The 16869-nt window shown below is 61.2% G+C and carries 16 protein-coding genes and 1 pseudogene; 16 read left to right on the top strand and 1 reads right to left on the bottom strand.

Translation table 11 applies throughout. The features are described from left to right. Window positions 1-31: 31 nt before the first annotated feature. From IB254_RS17005 to gspM, 15 genes and pseudogenes are all read left to right on the top strand, one after another. A complete protein-coding gene (locus IB254_RS17005) occupies window positions 32-1450 on the top strand; it encodes an FAD-dependent oxidoreductase (RefSeq protein WP_192418187.1) in 1419 nt (472 codons plus the stop codon). A gap of 217 nt (window positions 1451-1667) precedes the next feature. Next, window positions 1668-2735, top strand: coding sequence for a uroporphyrinogen decarboxylase (gene hemE, locus IB254_RS17000; RefSeq protein ID WP_008025187.1), 1068 nt, complete (start codon window positions 1668-1670; stop codon window positions 2733-2735). 290 nt (window positions 2736-3025) lie between these two features. Then, complete coding sequence (gbpA, locus tag IB254_RS16995) at window positions 3026-4492, top strand: N-acetylglucosamine-binding protein GbpA (RefSeq protein ID WP_192418185.1); 1467 nt, start codon at window positions 3026-3028, stop codon at window positions 4490-4492. A 76-nt stretch (window positions 4493-4568) separates the two neighbouring features. After that, window positions 4569-5111, top strand: coding sequence for a cytochrome b (locus IB254_RS16990; protein ID WP_192418184.1), 543 nt, complete (start codon window positions 4569-4571; stop codon window positions 5109-5111). Next, complete coding sequence (locus tag IB254_RS16985) at window positions 5108-5617, top strand: type II secretion system protein N (RefSeq protein ID WP_192418182.1); 510 nt, start codon at window positions 5108-5110, stop codon at window positions 5615-5617. The genes IB254_RS16990 and IB254_RS16985 overlap by 4 nt, the downstream gene beginning before the upstream one ends. A gap of 7 nt (window positions 5618-5624) precedes the next feature. Further along, complete coding sequence (gene gspD / locus IB254_RS16980) at window positions 5625-7553, top strand: type II secretion system secretin GspD (RefSeq protein WP_192418180.1); 1929 nt, start codon at window positions 5625-5627, stop codon at window positions 7551-7553. Continuing rightward, window positions 7550-9031, top strand: coding sequence for a type II secretion system ATPase GspE (gspE, locus tag IB254_RS16975; protein ID WP_192418178.1), 1482 nt, complete (start codon window positions 7550-7552; stop codon window positions 9029-9031). The genes gspD and gspE overlap by 4 nt, the downstream gene beginning before the upstream one ends. Before the next feature lie 3 nt (window positions 9032-9034). Further along, window positions 9035-10243, top strand: a complete 1209-nt coding sequence (gene gspF / locus IB254_RS16970) for a type II secretion system inner membrane protein GspF (protein WP_192418176.1) — start codon at window positions 9035-9037, stop codon at window positions 10241-10243. Window positions 10244-10246: 3 nt separating this feature from the next. Further along, window positions 10247-10702: pseudogene (gspG, locus tag IB254_RS16965) on the top strand (type II secretion system major pseudopilin GspG). Window positions 10703-10705: 3 nt separating this feature from the next. Then, window positions 10706-11173 carry a type II secretion system minor pseudopilin GspH gene (gspH, locus tag IB254_RS16960; RefSeq protein WP_192418173.1) on the top strand — a complete coding sequence of 156 codons (468 nt, stop codon included), beginning with the start codon at window positions 10706-10708 and terminating at the stop codon, window positions 11171-11173. Beyond that, the gene (gspI, locus tag IB254_RS16955; RefSeq protein ID WP_192418171.1) at window positions 11166-11549 is read left to right on the top strand and encodes a type II secretion system minor pseudopilin GspI; all 384 of its coding nucleotides are present in this window, start codon (window positions 11166-11168) and stop codon (window positions 11547-11549) included. The genes gspH and gspI overlap by 8 nt, the downstream gene beginning before the upstream one ends. Continuing rightward, a complete protein-coding gene (locus IB254_RS16950; protein ID WP_192418169.1) occupies window positions 11542-12084 on the top strand; it encodes a type II secretion system protein GspJ in 543 nt (180 codons plus the stop codon). Before gspI ends, IB254_RS16950 begins: the two co-directional genes overlap by 8 nt. After that, a complete protein-coding gene (locus tag IB254_RS16945; RefSeq protein ID WP_192418167.1) occupies window positions 12081-12932 on the top strand; it encodes a type II secretion system protein GspK in 852 nt (283 codons plus the stop codon). The genes IB254_RS16950 and IB254_RS16945 overlap by 4 nt, the downstream gene beginning before the upstream one ends. Beyond that, complete coding sequence (gspL, locus tag IB254_RS16940; RefSeq protein ID WP_192418165.1) at window positions 12929-14035, top strand: type II secretion system protein GspL; 1107 nt, start codon at window positions 12929-12931, stop codon at window positions 14033-14035. The genes IB254_RS16945 and gspL overlap by 4 nt, the downstream gene beginning before the upstream one ends. After that, window positions 14032-14463 carry a type II secretion system protein GspM gene (gene gspM, locus IB254_RS16935; protein ID WP_192418163.1) on the top strand — a complete coding sequence of 144 codons (432 nt, stop codon included), beginning with the start codon at window positions 14032-14034 and terminating at the stop codon, window positions 14461-14463. The genes gspL and gspM overlap by 4 nt, the downstream gene beginning before the upstream one ends. Here gspM and IB254_RS16930 read toward each other — a convergent pair. Further along, a complete protein-coding gene (locus tag IB254_RS16930; protein ID WP_412548225.1) occupies window positions 14456-15688 on the bottom strand; it encodes an MFS transporter in 1233 nt (410 codons plus the stop codon). The genes gspM and IB254_RS16930 overlap by 8 nt on opposite strands. A 167-nt stretch (window positions 15689-15855) precedes the next feature. Between IB254_RS16930 and IB254_RS16925 the strand changes: the two genes are divergently transcribed. Further along, window positions 15856-16758 (top strand): LysR family transcriptional regulator, encoded by a 903-nt coding sequence (locus IB254_RS16925; protein ID WP_192418159.1) that lies wholly within the window; start codon window positions 15856-15858, stop codon window positions 16756-16758. Window positions 16759-16869: the final 111 nt, after the last annotated feature.

The following is a 16869-nucleotide window of genomic DNA, read 5'->3' as shown; positions in this document are numbered from 1 at the left end:
TGCGCCTGAAGAGTTTGATGAGGTTTTAACAATGGCTGAACGTCTGAATAACGACTTCCAGTTCATCGACGTCGGGCGCAAAGATCCGAAGAAGAAACTGTTGCGTCAACGCAAGAAAGAGTTCGTGGAGATCTACGAACCCTTCAAACCCCAGCATTCGGCCGATCAGGCCCACCGCTGCCTGGGTTGCGGTAACCCGTATTGCGAATGGAAGTGCCCGGTGCACAACTTCATTCCGAACTGGCTGAAACTGGTGGCCGAGGGCAACATCCTCCAGGCCGCCGAGCTGTCGCACCAGACCAACACCCTGCCGGAAGTCTGCGGCCGGGTGTGCCCGCAGGATCGTCTGTGCGAGGGTGCCTGCACCCTCAACGACGGCTTCGGCGCGGTGACCATCGGTTCGGTCGAGAAGTACATCACCGACACCGCGTTCGCCATGGGCTGGCGCCCGGACATGTCCAAGGTCAAGCCGACCGGTAAACGTGTCGCGATCATCGGCGCAGGCCCGGCCGGTCTCGGTTGTGCCGACGTGCTGGTACGCGGCGGCGTGACCCCGGTGGTGTTCGACAAGAACCCGGAAATCGGCGGTCTGCTGACCTTCGGCATCCCGGAGTTCAAGCTGGAAAAGACTGTGCTGAGCAATCGCCGCGAAGTCTTCACCGGCATGGGCATCGAGTTCCGCCTGAACACCGAAGTGGGCAAGGACGTGTCCGTCGAGCAACTGCTCGAAGAATACGATGCCGTGTTCATGGGCATGGGCACCTACACCTACATGAAGGGCGGCTTTGCCGGTGAAGACCTGCCGGGCGTGCATGATGCGCTCGACTTCCTGATCGCCAACGTCAACCGCAACCTGGGCTTTGAAAAGTCGCCGGAAGATTTCGTCGACATGAAAGGCAAGAAGGTTGTGGTACTGGGCGGCGGCGACACGGCGATGGACTGCAACCGTACGTCGATCCGCCAGGGTGCCAAGTCGGTGACCTGTGCGTATCGTCGTGACGAAGCGAACATGCCGGGCTCGCGCAAAGAGGTGAAGAACGCCAAGGAAGAAGGCGTGAAATTCCTCTACAACCGCCAGCCGATCGCCATCGTGGGTGAAGACAAGGTTGAAGGCGTGAAGGTGGTCGAGACCCGTCTCGGCGAGCCGGACGCCCGTGGCCGTCGCAGCCCCGAGCCGATCCCGGGCTCCGAAGAGATCATCCCGGCCGACGCCGTGGTCATCGCTTTCGGTTTCCGTCCAAGCCCGGCGCCGTGGTTCGAGCAGTTCAGCATCCAGACCGACAGTCAGGGCCGCGTAGTTGCGCCTGAACAAGGTCAGTTCAAGCACCAGACCAGCAATCCGAAAATCTTCGCCGGTGGCGATATGGTTCGCGGTTCCGACCTGGTGGTGACGGCGATCTTCGAAGGCCGCAATGCGGCTGAAGGGATCCTGGATTTCCTGGGCGTCTAAAACCCGATCCTGTAGGAGCCGGCTTGCTGGCGATGAACGATGACACGGTGAACCTGATATACCGTGTCGTCTGAATCGCCAGCAAGCCGGCTCCTACAGGGTAAATATCGCCCGATGCCCGCGACAAATTGACCCGATAGACAAAAGGCTGACCTGCATCCGTGCCTTTTGCGTCGAGCTCTGAGAAAATGCCCGCACTTTTTTTCCGGATGCCGACATGACTGCCCTGAAGAACGACCGTTTCCTTCGCGCCCTGCTCAAGCAACCTGTAGACGTCACCCCTGTGTGGATGATGCGTCAGGCCGGTCGCTACTTGCCTGAATACCGCGCCAGCCGTGCCAAGGCCGGCGACTTCATGAGCCTGTGCATGAACCCGGCGTTCGCTTGCGAAGTCACCATGCAACCGCTCGACCGCTATCCGCAACTGGACGCGGCAATCCTGTTCTCCGACATCCTCACTATCCCGGACGCCATGGGCCAGGGCCTGTACTTCGAAACCGGTGAAGGTCCGCGATTCAAAAAAGTCGTCAGCACGATGGCCGACATCGAAGCCCTGCCGATTCCTGATCCGCACAAAGACCTCGGTTACGTGATGGACGCGGTCAGCACCATCCGCCGCGAACTGAATGGTCGTGTACCGCTGATCGGTTTCTCCGGCAGCCCATGGACCCTGGCCACCTATATGGTCGAAGGCGGTTCGTCGAAAGACTTCCGCAAGACCAAAGCCATGCTCTACGACAACCCGCAAGCCATGCACCTGCTGCTGGACAAGCTGGCGCAGTCGGTGACCTCGTACCTCAACGGCCAGATCATGGCCGGCGCGCAAGCGGTGCAGATCTTCGACACGTGGGGCGGCAACCTGTCGGCGGCGGCGTATCAGGAATTCTCCCTCGCCTACATGCGCAAAATCGTCAGCGGCCTGATCCGCGAACACGAAGGCCGCAAGGTTCCGGTCATCCTGTTCACCAAGAACGGCGGCCTGTGGCTGGAAAGCATCGCTGATGCCGGTGCTGATGCGCTGGGCCTGGACTGGACGTGCGATATCGGCAATGCCCGGGCTCGCGTTGGCGACAAAGTTGCCTTGCAAGGCAACATGGACCCGACCGTGCTCTACGCCAAACCGGAAGCCATTCGTACCGAAGTCGGACGGATCCTCGCCAGCTACGGCAAGGGCAGCGGTCACGTGTTCAACCTGGGTCATGGCATTACGCCGGAAGTCGATCCGGAACATGCGGGTGCGTTCCTGCGCGCGGTGCATGAGCTGTCGGCGCAATATCACGAGTAGTCCTTGCCGGTTCCATCAAGCCTGTCCGGCTAACGCCGGGCGGGCTTTTTTTTGTCTGAAATACCGAGTGCCCGCCTAATCCGTTTCATCCTGTAAGAATGTTTTCCCTCTTTGTCAGACAAGTGAAGAGAGAGAGTAATCCCCATGTAAGCGAAGACTTGTCCTACATAGAATTCGTGTCCATCTCAGTATGGTTTCAGACCTTCGTCCGGTGCAGCCCACCGAACGAATTACGAACAGCGGCGCCCTTACAGCGCCTTAATTTTCGATAAGTAGTCTGGAACACACTCATGAAAAAGACCTTCTACAAGGGAGGTGCGCTAACCGCATGCTCCTCTTCAATGATCCTGTTATCGGCAATGCTGGCGTCTCAAACTGTTTCGGCCCATGGCTATATGGAAGTGCCGCCCTCGCGCGCACTGCTGTGCCAGAAGGGGGTGAACACTAACTGTGGTTCCGCGCAATACGAGCCTCAAAGTGTTGGCGAAACATTCAAAGGTTTTCCGGCTGGTACAGGCGGTGCGCCTTTGCAAGGGCCGATCGATGGCAAGATTCCGAGTGGCGGTCATCCATCGTTCTCCGCTATGGATGCTCAGTCCGCTACCCGTTGGCAATTAACGGAAATCAAAGACCGCAACATCGATTTCCAATGGCGTTATACCCAGTCTCACCCGGCCACCAAGCATGAGTACTTCATCACTCGCAACGGCTGGAACGTCAACAAACCCCTTGAGCGCGCTTCGTTCGAAAGCACTCCGTTCTGCGACATTCCTGGACATCATCAGCTGCCGGTGTCCGGCGCCAAACACAACTGCAACATTCCTGACGACAAGTCCGGCCAGCACGTCATCCTCGGGATCTGGACCGTCGGTGATACCGACGCGGCGTTTTATAACGCTGTCGATGTGAACATCCTCGGCGAACCGTCGTTGCCCGGTGGCTGGTCTTCCGTTGGCGGCATCACGCCATCGGCCCAATTGCTGATCGGCGACAAGGTCAAGGCCCGCGCATTCTCTGCCAACGGTGTCAGCCCGGATTACGACGTCGAGATCTCCATCGACACTGCCGAGGAGGGCTCGCCGAACAACTGGGCGTTCAAACTGGCAGAAAAAATCAACAGCACCCACTCGCTTGTCCGCGCCGGTATTCGTGATGAGAACGGCAACATTGAACCGGTCCGGGGTAACAACACCCTCTACGCCCAGAAAGAAAGCGGCGTAACCCGATTCGAAGTTCAGCTGGACATGAAGGAAGACACCGCCGCACGCATGTCGGTGGCCTCCCAGCAAGCCGAATACGTTCTGGACAAGGGCCTGGCCAACGTCCAGTTCAGCATGATCTCGAACCGTGCGATGAACGTCGAAGCGACCTTGTTCGACGAGAACAACAAGCCGGTCGGCTCTGTCGCGAAGCAGGTAGACAGCGGTCCGACCTGGCTGACCATGGATGTTCGCAGCAATCCCGGCAAACACACCCTGACGCTGGTCGGCACCACGCTGGATGGCCGCACCACTCGCCAGGACACCCAGCCCACCCACATGACCGGTGAAGGCGCGGGCATCGAGCATGACTTCGTGTTCCCCGAAGGCATCAGCGAGTACACCGCCGGCACCAAAGTGCTGCAACCGAAGACCAATGAAATCTTCGAGTGCAAACCACTCCCCGAGGCCGGTTACTGCAAGCAATACACCCCGACGGCCAACGGCTTTGAGCCCGGTGTAGGGGCGCACTGGCACATGGCGTGGGACAAAATCTAAGTCTCTCGTAACACTTCAGGCGATCCGGAACAGGGTTGCCTGAAGGCTCATCTTCCTGTTGAAAGTCGAGTTGAATATGACGGTTTTGGGTTACTCCACCCAACGCGTATGGCTGCACTGGATGTCGGCGGCGGTGATCATCTGGACGCTGGCGTCCGGGTTCTACGTGGCCTGTGTGGACCTGCCAGCCCGGGTCGGTGAGCGGGTTGCCTTTATCAATGTGTCGCTGACAACGGTGTTCATCCCGTTTTTTGTCTGGCGTCTGTCTATTTTTGTCGTTCACGCCCGGCAAACGAGCGTGAACATCTTGTCGCCCATGGAAAAACTCGCGCTATTTGCCCACACACTGATCTACCTGACGGTGACTGTCGTGCTGGTGACCGGTGTGTTGTTGATGGACCGTCCAATCGATGTATTCGGGTGGGTCGATATTGCGCAGCCGCTGAGTGATCCAGCGCTTATCGCGCTGTTCGCCACGATTCACGTTTGGTCGTGCCTGGTGCTTTCACTGCTGATCGCGATGCATGTCGGTGCGGTGATTTTCCATGAACTGTGCGGTCACCGCGTACTGCGGCGAATGTCCTTGTGCAGTCTCGTTCGCAGTGACCGCGCCGAGTGAACGGGCGACTCTGCACCCTCGGCCTGCTGCTGGTGACCGTCGCGTACGGAGCCTTTCTGGTGTGGCAGGAGTGGGGATTTCGTCAAAGCCGTGTTGCAGCGATGCCTGTCGTTACAACGATAGCGACGCCACCGTCCCCTGCACCTCTGGATACCACTGCGGTGGCGACGGTGCTCGGCCTGACGGCAGGAGCCACGTTGTTGGCCAGCGCCGAACCGCTGACCCTGCAGGCCAGTTTTGTCTTGGCCACAGGGTTATCCAGAGCGCTGCTGGCAGACGCTCAAGGCTCGCGGATTTATCAGGTGGGCGATCCGTTGCCGGGCGGCAGCGTCCTGCGTCGCGTGGAGGCGGATCGGGCGGTGTTGTGGAACAAGGGGCGAGAAGAAGTGCTGACGCTGCAGACGTCTGCCACGCAGCTCTTGCGTCGATTCGACCCGCAAACCGAGGCTCCGGCCCCCGCGACTCCTGCGTATTTTCTACGCCCGCTCTCCGGGCCGTCAGAGTGATCAACCCATGAACTGTTCCATCAGCGCGAAGGCGTTGCGCACCCTGCTTTTTCTCGCCGCGTTGGCGCTGTCACTCTTTCACGGCGCGGCGCGGGCCGAGGAAGAAAAATGGCAACTGGCGATGAACAATGCCGAGCTGCGCGACATCGTCGAGGAAATCTCCACCATTCTCGGGACCACGGTGGTGCTTGATCCCAGAGTCTCCGGGCGCATCACCGTCATGTCCCGTCAGGCCCTCGACCGCGAAGGTGTTCGCCGATTGTTTTATTCGGTGCTGGATGCCCACAACTTCACGGTCATCGACGAGGGTGACCGGATCCTGATTACGCCGGTCACCGAAGCGAAAACCCGCGCCGGCCAAGGCATTGCAAAAAACGCCACGGCTTCGCAATTCATCACCCAGGTCGTCGAACTGAATACCAGCAGCGCTTCCGACATCGCCGGCCTGATTCGGCCACTGGTGTCGGCCAACGGCTATGTCGGTCCTTCGGTGTCAGCCAATGCGCTGGTGGTCACTGATACTGCGGCCAATGTGAACCGTATCGCGCAGGTGGTCCGGCAACTGGATTCCGGGCAGAACAATCAGCATGCCGTGGTGCAAATGCAGCACGCACAGGCTGCTGATGTGGCGACTGTCATGGAGTCCTCGCTGGGCAAACGCAGCGCTGATACGGCGATCCAGGTACTGGCCGATGCCAGAACCAATCGGCTGATCCTCATTGGTCCACCGTCGGTTCGCCAGCGCCTGATCGACCTCGCACGCCGTCTCGATACCCCCGCGACCGCCACCCTCGACAATGCGCGGGTGATTCGCCTGCGTCACAGCGATGCCAGGCAATTGGCCGAAGTCCTCGAAACGATGGGGCAGGGCCGAAAGCCGGCAACGGCCGTCGGTGGCCCCCGGGATAACTCACCCGGCACGACGTTCATGATCAAGGCCGACGAAAGCCAGAATGCGCTGGTGCTGATCGCCGAACCGGCGCAAATCCGCACCATCGAGGACATCGTGCATCAGTTGGACCAGCCTCGGGCGCAGGTGCTCATCCATGCCGCCATCGTCGAGATTTCCGGGGACATCGCCGAGGCCGTGGGCGTTCAGTGGAGCGTCAGCGGCAGCGATGCAAAAGGCTTCATCAACTTCCCCGGCACCGACATTCCGATCATCGGCGGGCTGAACTTTGACGAGAAAAAATCCGCACCGGAAGGGGCCGTCCTGCGACTGGGTAGTGACCGCTTCGGCGCGTTGGTTTCGGCGCTGGCCAGCAACACTCGCAGCAACCTGCTGTCCACGCCGAGCCTGCTGACCCTGGACAATCAGGAGGCAGAAATCATCGTCGGCCAAAACGTCCCGTTCAAGACCGGCTCCTACGCCACCAACAGCAACGGCGCGGAAAATCCGTTTACCACGGTCGAGCGCAAGGACGTGGGCATCAGCCTGAAGATCAAGCCGTACATCAACGAAGGCTCGACGTTGCGCCTGGAGGTCGCGCAGGAAGTGTCGGACATCGCGCCTTCGGTATCGGGCATCGATTCTTCGGACCTGATCACCAACAAACGTGCGCTCAAGAGCACGATCCTGGCGGACGATGGCGAAATCATCGTCATCGGCGGGCTGATCAGGGACAGCGTCCGCACCCAACAGAGCGGGGTGCCGTTGCTGCGCGACATTCCCTACCTCGGTGCGCTGTTTCGCTGGACCCGCGACACCCAGACCAAAAGTAACCTGATGGTGTTTTTGCGGCCGACCATCGTGCGCAGCAAGGAAGACCTGTCAGACGTCAGCCAGCAGCGTTACAACGCGCTGCGTGAATTGAGCAAGCCCGGCGCGCGAGGGAACAACTCCTTGCTGCTGCCGGCCGAGGCGCGTCAATTGTTCGACCCCGCGCCCGACGCCCCCGTGTTCGATTTACGTAAGCAAGCGGCGGAATCGCCATGAGCGAACCGCGTGAATCCCTCCAGCAATTGCCCTTCGGTTTCGCCCGGCGTTTCGGCGTACTGCTGGAGCACGACGGGCCGGGTTCAAGCCTTGTACTGCGCGCCAATGCGCCGCTCACGGCCTTGTCGGAAGCCCGTCGGGCAAGCGCTCGGGATCTGCCGATGCGGGTGCTTGAGCCTGATGTGTTCGCAGCACGTCTGGCCGTCGCTTATCGCGAAGGTCAGAGCGCGGCCGAGCAAGTTGCCCAAGGGCTGGACGAAGAGCTGGACCTGCTCAGCCTGGTCGATCAAGTCCCGCAAACCGCCGACCTGCTGGAGCAGCAGGGCGATGCGCCGATCATCCGGTTGATCAACGCACTGCTCAGCGAAGCGGTGCGCGAGCACGCGTCGGACGTGCACCTGGAAACTTTCGAGCAGTACCTGTCGGTCCGCATGCGCGTCGACGGGCAATTGCGCGAAATGCTCAGGCCCCGACGTGAACTGGCCACCTTGCTGGTGTCGCGGATCAAGGTCATGGCGCGCCTGGACATTGCTGAAAAACGGGTCCCGCAGGATGGTCGAATGGCCCTGCGGCTGGCCGGGCACGAAGTCGATGTGCGGGTCTCCACGCTGCCTTCGGCCCATGGCGAACGGGTGGTGCTGCGCCTGCTCGACAAGCAGGCCGGGCGCCTGGAATTGCCGCGACTCGGTATGCCTGCCGAGACCCTCGCCGCGTTGCGCCAGTTGCTCGCAAAACCTCACGGCATTCTTCTGGTGACCGGGCCCACCGGTTCCGGCAAGACCACCAGTCTGTACGCCGCGCTGAGCAGCCTGAACGATCAGACACGCAACATCCTCACGGTCGAAGACCCCATCGAATATCACCTGCCGGGTGTGGGGCAGATGCCGGTCAATCCGAAAGTGGACATGACGTTTGCCCGCGGCTTGCGGGCGATTTTGCGCCAGGATCCGGACGTGGTGATGGTCGGCGAAATCCGTGATCGCGAGACGGCGGAAATCGCCGTCCAGGCATCACTGACCGGGCACCTGGTGCTCTCGACGTTGCACACCAACAGTGCCGTCGGTGCAGTGACGCGGCTGGTGGACATGGGTGTCGATGCCTACCTGCTGGCGTCGTCCCTGGTGGGCATTCTGGCCCAGCGTTTACTGCGCACGTTGTGCCCCCATTGCAAGACGGCGTACAGCGCCGATGAGGCCACGTGCGAGCGCCTCGGGCTCGATTCGGCAGCGCCACCGCAACTGTTCAAAGCGGTGGGGTGCGACCAGTGTCAGCACGGTTATCGCGGGCGGATCGGAATCTACGAGCTGATCAGCGTGACGCCCGCCGTCTCGGTTCTGATTCATCAAGGTGCGAGTGAACAGGCGTTGATAGAAGAGACGCGCAAGGTCTCCCGCAGCCTGTTTCAGGACGGTTGCCAACGGGTGCTGGAGGGCTTGACCAGCCTCGACGAATTACTGCGCGTGACCCAGGAGGACTAGCGAGTGCCGACGTTCGATTACCGCGCTGACGATGCCCAGGGCCGACGCTGCAAAGGCCGACTGGAGGCCGACGGCCCGCGTCATGCCCGGCAACTGATGCGCGAGCGCGGCTTGTGGCCGCGTGAGTTGAGCGAGGTCAGGGCAGGTGGCGACACCGGGACGCAGCCTCGCAGCGGACGTCTGAGCGCGGCGGATCTGGCGCTGGTGACCTTGCAGCTGTCCACCCTCGTTCAGGCGGGGCTGCCTCTGGAGGAAGCCCTTGAAGCGGTGACGAAGCAAAGCGCAAAGCGCAAGGTTGCCGGTCTGTTGTCGGCGGTCAGGAGTCGGGTGATGGAAGGTCATGCCCTGTCGACGGCGCTGGCTCAATTTCCCAAGGCGTTCCCAGAATTGTTCCGCGCCACCGTCGCGGCTGGCGAACGTTCCGGTCACTTGGGGCATGTGCTGGAACAACTGGCCGCTTACACCCAGGCCCGCCAGGCGTCGCGGCAGAAAATTCAGATGGCCCTCGTGTACCCGTTGATCCTGATGTTGGCCAGCGTCGCGATTGTTGGTTTTCTGCTCGGCTACGTGGTGCCGGACGTGGTGAAGATCTTCGTCGACAGCGGTCAGCCGCTGCCCTGGCTGACGCAGGCGCTGATCGTCCTCAGCAATGGGCTGCGCAACAATTTTCTGCTGTTGATGGGCGTGCTGGCGACGCTGCTCGGCCTCTGGCGCTGGAGCCTGCGTCAGCCGGCCTGGCGCCTGCGCTGGCATCGTCTCGCGTTGAAACTGCCGGTCATGGGCGAGGTGTTGCGGGCGATGGAAGCCGCGCGGTTCGCCAGCACGCTGGCGATCCTCGGCAAAAGTGCAGTGCCATTGGTGGACGCGCTGGAGATCGCGGCGGCCGTCATCGGCAACCTGACCATCCGCAGCCGCATGGCCGATGTCGCGCGCTCGGTCCGTGAAGGTGGAACGCTGACTCGCGGCCTGGAACTGAGCGGCGACATCCCGCCGATGATGCTGCACATGATCGCCAGCGGCGAACGCGCTGGTGAGCTCGATCGCATGCTGGTGCGGGCCGCCGAGCAGCAGGAAAGCAGCCTGGCGGCGCGTATCGCATTGGTCGTGAGCCTTTTTGAACCGGCCATGTTGGTGCTGATGGGCGGTGTGGTGCTGCTGATCGTCATGGCCATCCTCCTACCGATTCTCAGCCTCAACCAATTGGTGAATTGACCCATGAATGCTGCACAGAGAAACAGTCCTCGCGCTCAACGCGGTTTTACCCTGATCGAAATCATGGTGGTGGTCGTCATCATCGGCGTGCTGGGGGCCATCGTGGTGCCGCAGTTCATGAGCCGTCCCGACCAGGCCAAAGTCACCGCCAGCAAAATTGATCTCCAGGCCATCGCCACGGCCCTCGAAATGTATCGCCTCGACAACTTCAACTACCCCTCGACGCAGCAGGGGCTGGAAGCCTTGAGCAAACAACCTTCCGGCCTGCCGGCGGCGAGGAACTGGAACCCTCAGGGTTATCTGAAAAGCCTGCCGGTCGATCCGTGGAACACGCCCTATCAGTACCTCAATCCCGGTGTGCATTCGGTGGACGGCAGCTAAGACTTGTACTCCCTCGGTTCCGATGGCGTGAAGGGTGGCGAAGGGCATGCGGCCGATATCGGCAACTGGGGCGACTGAATCATGCGCCAGCGTTGTCGGGGATTCACCTTGCTCGAACTGATGATCGTGATCGTTTTGATCGGCGTGCTGTTGGGCATGGTGAGCTTCGCCACCGGGTCGAATCCGGCGCATCAGGCCCGGCAGGAAGCGCACGGGATCGTGGGCGTGATTCAACAGTTGCGTGAACGCGCAGTGCTCGATGGCCAGGAGTTCGGCCTGCGGCTGAGTGTCGAGGGTTATCGGGTGATGAGGCTCGATGTTCAGGGCTGGGAACCGATGGCGGCTTTTTATCGATGGCCCGAAAACGTGCGGCTACAGCTTGAGCAGGACGGTCATCCGGTAACCCTTGGCGCCGACGATGGACCTCCTCAGTTGCTGATGTTCAGCAACGATGAAACCAGCGTCTTTACGCTGTCGTTTGGCAGCGACAAAAAGACGTGGCTCAGCCTGTCCAGCGATGGCCTTGGCCAGGTGGTGATCGATGGCTAGCCGGCCGTTTGCTTCGCGCATGCGTGGCTTCACCTTGCTGGAAATCATGGTGGCCCTGGCAATCTTTTCAACGCTGGCGGCTGCCGTGCTGTCGGCGAGCCAATACGTACTCAGGCAAACCGGCGCGGTCGAGGAACGGCTCTTCGCCGCGTGGCTGGCAGACAACCATCTGAATGAACTGCGCCTGCAAACCGGATGGCCCCTCGGCCAGCAACAACGGATCGTGTCGATGGAGCGCCGCGACTGGTTGTTGCGTCAGCGCATTAGCGTTTCGTCTGATCCGCGCCTGCTCAAGGTCGATGTTGACGTCAGCCTTTCCGGGCGTGAGCAAACCGTACACCGCGCCAGTGGCTGGATACCTCATCGTGATGAATAAGCAGAGCGGTTTCACCTTGCTGGAACTGGTCATCGCCATGGCGATCTTCGCGTTGCTGGGCCTGGCCAGTTGGGGGCTGTTCGATGGCGTGGTGCGCGTGCAACGGGGGACGACGGCGCATGAGCGTGAGTTCCGAAGCCTGCAACGGGCGGTGGCGGTGATCGAACGGGATGTGCTGCACGTCACCGATCAACCTGTCGTGCTCCAGCAATCGGTGCTGCAGTTGCAACGCAGCCATTGGCGCAACCCTTTGGACCAGCCGCGCAGCGAGCGCCAGTTGCTGACCTATCGACTCGATAACGGCACGCTGTGGCGTGAAAGTCAGGGGGAGGGCGCGCTGATCGTGCAGCGGCAAAAACTGCTGGTTGATGTTCGAGACTTGAGTTGGCGATTGTTCGACGCACAGTCCGGTTGGCGCAGCGATTGGCCATCCGGACGGGGCGTGAAGCCGCCGATGGCGGTGGAAGTGCAATTCTCTACGGGCCGTTTCGAGGCGATTCGTCGGGTATTGCTGTTGCCCGGCGCGTTGCCATGAGGAGGCATCAACGCGGCATCGCGTTGATCAGCGTGTTGCTGGTCATGAGTCTGGCGTTGTTGATCACCAGCGGCTTGCTGCGCAGCCATCGCCTGTCGCTGCACAGCAGCGGCCAGGCCCTGCAGCACATTCAAATGCGCCAACTCGCCGTTGCAGGGGAAAGCTGGGCGCTTTTGCGCTTGCGGGACGCGGCGCAGGGCTCGCAAAAAACCGTCGACCTGACCCAGGACTGGGCGCGCATGACACCCGACTTCGACGTCGAAGACGCGCAGATCCGCGTTGATATCGAGGACCTCGCCGGGCGCTTCAATCTCAACTCATTGTTGACTCAGGGGCAGATCGACCAAGTCACCCTCAACCGCTGGGCGCGCTTGCTCGACGTGCTGGATCTTCCACCGCTGCAACTTGTTCAGGTGGGAGCGTTCCGAGAACTGAGCCAACTGCGCCTGCTGCCGGGGGTTGACGCTCATGTGCTGCGTCAACTTGAGCCTTGGGTGGCGATGTTGCCCGGCCACGCAGCGCTGAACGTCAACACGGCGCCGGCATTGGTGCTGAGGGCACTCGATGACGTGGACGCGACCACGGCTGCGGCGCTGGTTCGTCAGGCTTCGACGACGGGATGGGCCAGCGTACAGGCCTTTACGCAAGACCCGCTGCTCTCCGGTGCAGGCCTGAGCAGTCATGGACTTGGCACCGGCAGCCGCTGGTTCCGCATCACGGTGCAGGTCACTCAGGGACAGCGCCGTTTGCGGCTGGCCACGGAGGTCGAACGTGACGCCGACACCCACCAATTCAACGTCCTGCAACGACGCCTTCTTCCTTCGACCGCCCACGAGATGCCGCGATGAATACCTGGCTTTACCTGACCGCCGAGGGCCTGGGCGAACCGTCGGCAGACTGGCCTTGCTGCGTCTGGTCCTCGACTCGGCAACGCCAACCCATGCCCTTGAATCAAGCGGCACAGGTGCTGAACGGACAGGCGGTGGACCTGCTGTTGCCCATGGAATTGTGCAGTTGGGTGCGCAGCGATCCGTGGCCTTCCAAGCGCCAGCCCGGCGTGCAAGCCGTCGCGTTTGCCGTGGAAGATCAATTGAGCGAGGCGTTGGAAAAGCTGCACCTGAGCATCGGCGCTCGCGATCAGGAAGGGCGTTATCCGGTCATGGTGATCGACCGTCAGCGGTTTGCCGCGATGCTCGCGTTACTGGCTGAAGAGGGCATCGAGGTGCGTTCGGTGTTCGTCGATGCCGATGTCTTGCCCCTTGATCAGGAGCTCGGTGTTTGGTGGTTCGGTCGATGGCTGGTTGGCGGAGGGCTGCCGGCCCGCCTGACGTTAACCGACGACGGGTTGACGTTGCTGGGACCGGCCTTGCCTGCGGGGATTCAATGGGTCGACGAGCGTCAGGGTGCGACGGATGTCGATCAATACCTGGCCCACCGTCCCGCGCAGGCCATCAATCTGCTGCAAGGCGAATTCGCCCTGCGCAACAAACGTCTGCCCTGGCGCCTCGGCGGTTTGACGATCCTCACGTTGCTGTTGCTGACCTGGGGCGCCAGCGCTGCGCGAATCCATTTTCTGGAGAGTGAAACACGCAGGCTCTACAGCCAGAACGAGCAACGGTTCAAGACGCTTTACCCCGAGCAGAGCCGCATCGTCGATCTGGCAACTCAGCTCAACGCGCTTCAACAGCAGACCGCCGAGCCGCAGCGCACACGCGTTGCCGAGCTGGTGACGTTGGTCGAGCAGGTGATCGGCGCAAGCAATGTCGAGGTCCGGCGTATTGAGTTTCGTGCCGGCGATGGCTGGAAAATCCAGCTGAGCGCCAACAGCTTTGCCGAGCTGGAACAACTGCGCGAGCGCGGGCGACAACAAGGTGTGCCGCTGCGGCTCGACAGTGCGAGCAAAGAGCGCGACCGCGTGCAGGCGACCCTGACAGTGGAGGACCGAACATGAAAGCGGCCTGGCATCGGCTGTCCATTCGCGAGCAACGGCTGTTGCTGGCCATGGGCGCATTTTTATTGGCTGTCGTGGCGTTCAGCATGATCTGGCAACCGACACGCCAACGCCTGGAAACCATGGAGCGCCAGCACCAACAGCAACTGGCCGTGTCTGCGCAACTGCAACGGGCACAACCGCGAAGCTCCCCGCCCGTCGTCAGCCATCAGTCGTTGTCGCTGCGTGTCAGCGAAAGCGCCACAGAAGCGGGGCTTGAGATCCATCAGATGGACACCGACAACGACGTGTTGCGCCTGACCCTCAGCGGCGACGCGAAGACGTTGCTGCAATGGCTGGACCGCACCGAACGTGACGGCGTCGCCATGCAATCGCTGACTCTGGAAAAGCGTGACGCGGTGCTTGAGGCGCGAGTGGTGCTCAGGTAGTCGAACCATTCCCCGGCAGCAGCGGCAGGCGGGCCAGTTTCAACGCAACCAGCAACGCCACCACCAGCAGCGCACCGATGAACACGCCAATCCCGTTCCACCCGCCGAGGTGCCAGAACACACCGCCCGCCGTACCGGCGATGCTCGACCCGGCGTAGTAACTGAACAAATACAACGACGATGCCTGACCCTTGGCCTTCGTGGCGCGGCGGCCGATCCAGCTGCTGGCCACCGAGTGCGCGCCGAAGAAACCGAAGGTGAAAATCAGCATGCCGATGATCACCACGGGCAGCGGCGTGAGCATGGTCAGGGCGAGACCGGCGAGCATCAGCACGATGGTCGACCAGAGCATTTTGCGGCGTCCGAGTTTGTCGGCCAGCGAACCGATTTTCGCCGAACTGTAGATGCCCGACAGGTACACCACCGACAGCAGCCCGACAAAGGCCTGGTCCATGTGGTACGGCTCAGCCAGCAGGCGATAGCCGATGTAGTTGAAGAGCGTGACGAACGCGCCCATCAGCACAAACGCTTCAAGGAACAACAGCGGCAAACCGGCGTCGCGAAAATGCATGGTGAAACCGTCGAGCAGGCTGCGCGGGTGCAGCGAGCGGGCGCGGAAGTTGCGCGATTCGGGAAGGATTTTCCAGAACACCGCCGCCGCGATCAGTGCCAGGCCGCCGATCACCAGCATCGCCGTGTGCCAGCTGACGAAGTCGATCAACACCCCGGTAATCAAACGCCCGCACATCCCGCCAATCGCGTTGCCACCGATGTACAGACCCATCGCCAGGCCGATGTGTTGCGGGTGGATTTCTTCACTCAGGTAGGTCATCGCGACCGCCGCCAGGCCACTCAACGACAACCCGATCAACGCGCGCATCACCAGCACGCCGTGCCAGCTCGGCATCATGGAGCTGGCAATGGTGCACAGCGCCGCGGCAAACAGCGCCGCCACCATCACCGTTTTGCGCCCGACCCGGTCGGAGATCGGCCCGGTGATCAGCAGGCCGATAGCGAGCATGGCCGTGGCCACCGACAGAATCAGGCTGCTCTGCGCCGCGTTGATCGAATATTCGTGGGACAGCAGCGGCATCATCGGTTGCACGCAATACAGCAGCGCGAAGGTCGCAAAGCCGCCGGAGAACAGCGCCAGGACCGTGCGCATGAACATCGGCGTGCCCTTTTCGATGTAGATCTCCTTCAGTTCAGAGACGGCATCGTCCAGCGCGGCGGGCGGAACTTCATGGGCGAGTGGGGCGACAGCAGTTTTCACTTCAGACCTCGGGGGAACGCAGCCGGTCAGGCAATGAAAAAAGCATATAGCTGCCTAATGATTCAATCCAATATATTGTTCGACCTGTTTGAGAGGTTTTACGACCTAATGGAGTTTTCATGGAATTGCGTCACCTGCGCTACTTCATTGCCGTCGCCGAAGAACTGCACTTCGGCCGCGCCGCCCAGGTGCTGGGCATCTCACAACCGCCGCTGAGCCAGCAGATTCAGGCGCTGGAACAGGAAGTCGGTGCGCGATTGTTCGAGCGAACCAATCGTCGGGTCGAGCTCAGTGAGGCCGGGCGATTGTTTCTGGAAGAAGCCCGGTTGGTGCTGGCGCAGGTCGACAAGGCGGCGGATGTGGCGCGGCGGGCGCAGCTCGGTGAGCTGGGGGAATTGAAGATCGGATTCACTTCATCGGCGCCATTCAACTCGACCATTCCCCAGGCGATTTTTTCATTCCGCCAGCGGTTCCCGGCGGTGCACCTGAACCTGCGGGAAATGAGCAGCACCCAGGTGGCCGAGGCTCTGGTGGACGAGTCGATCGAGGTCGGGATCATGCGGCCGTTGGGTTTGCCGGATTCGCTCAGTGTGGTGGAGTTGATGCGCGAGCCGCTGGTGGCCGTGCTCAGCTCCAAACATCCGCTGGTGCAGGACAGTGAAGAGGGATTATTCCTGTCAGCTCTGGCCCTCGAACCGTTCGTATTTTTCCCACGCAGTTACGGCAGTGGTCTGTACGCACAATTGCTCAGCCTGGCGCGGGACGCCGGTTTCAGCCCGCACTTCGCGCAAGAGGCGGGCGAGGCGATGACCATTATCGGCTTGGTGGCGGCGGGGTTGGGGGTGTCGGTGCTGCCGGCGTCTTATCAACGGATGCGGATTGATGGCGTTGTGTACCGACCTCTGCTCGACCCTGCAGCGGTTTCGGCGGTGTGGCTGGTACAGCGCAAGGATCAGAAATCCCCCATGGCCAAGGCGTTTGTGGACCTGCTGACGCGCAAGGTCGACCCCCTCAAGTCATGAACGACACAAACCTGTAGGAGCCGGCTTGCTGGCGATGGCGGAATATCAGGTGACATCGATGTTGAATGATCCACCGCTATCGCCGGCAAGCCAGCTCCTACAGGTTTTGCA

This window comes from Pseudomonas sp. PDM03 (genome assembly GCF_014852385.1).
Taxonomy (GTDB): domain Bacteria; phylum Pseudomonadota; class Gammaproteobacteria; order Pseudomonadales; family Pseudomonadaceae; genus Aquipseudomonas; species Aquipseudomonas migulae.
The sequence above is the reverse complement of the archived record's forward strand: the minus strand, read 5'-3'. Positions and strand labels throughout refer to the sequence as shown.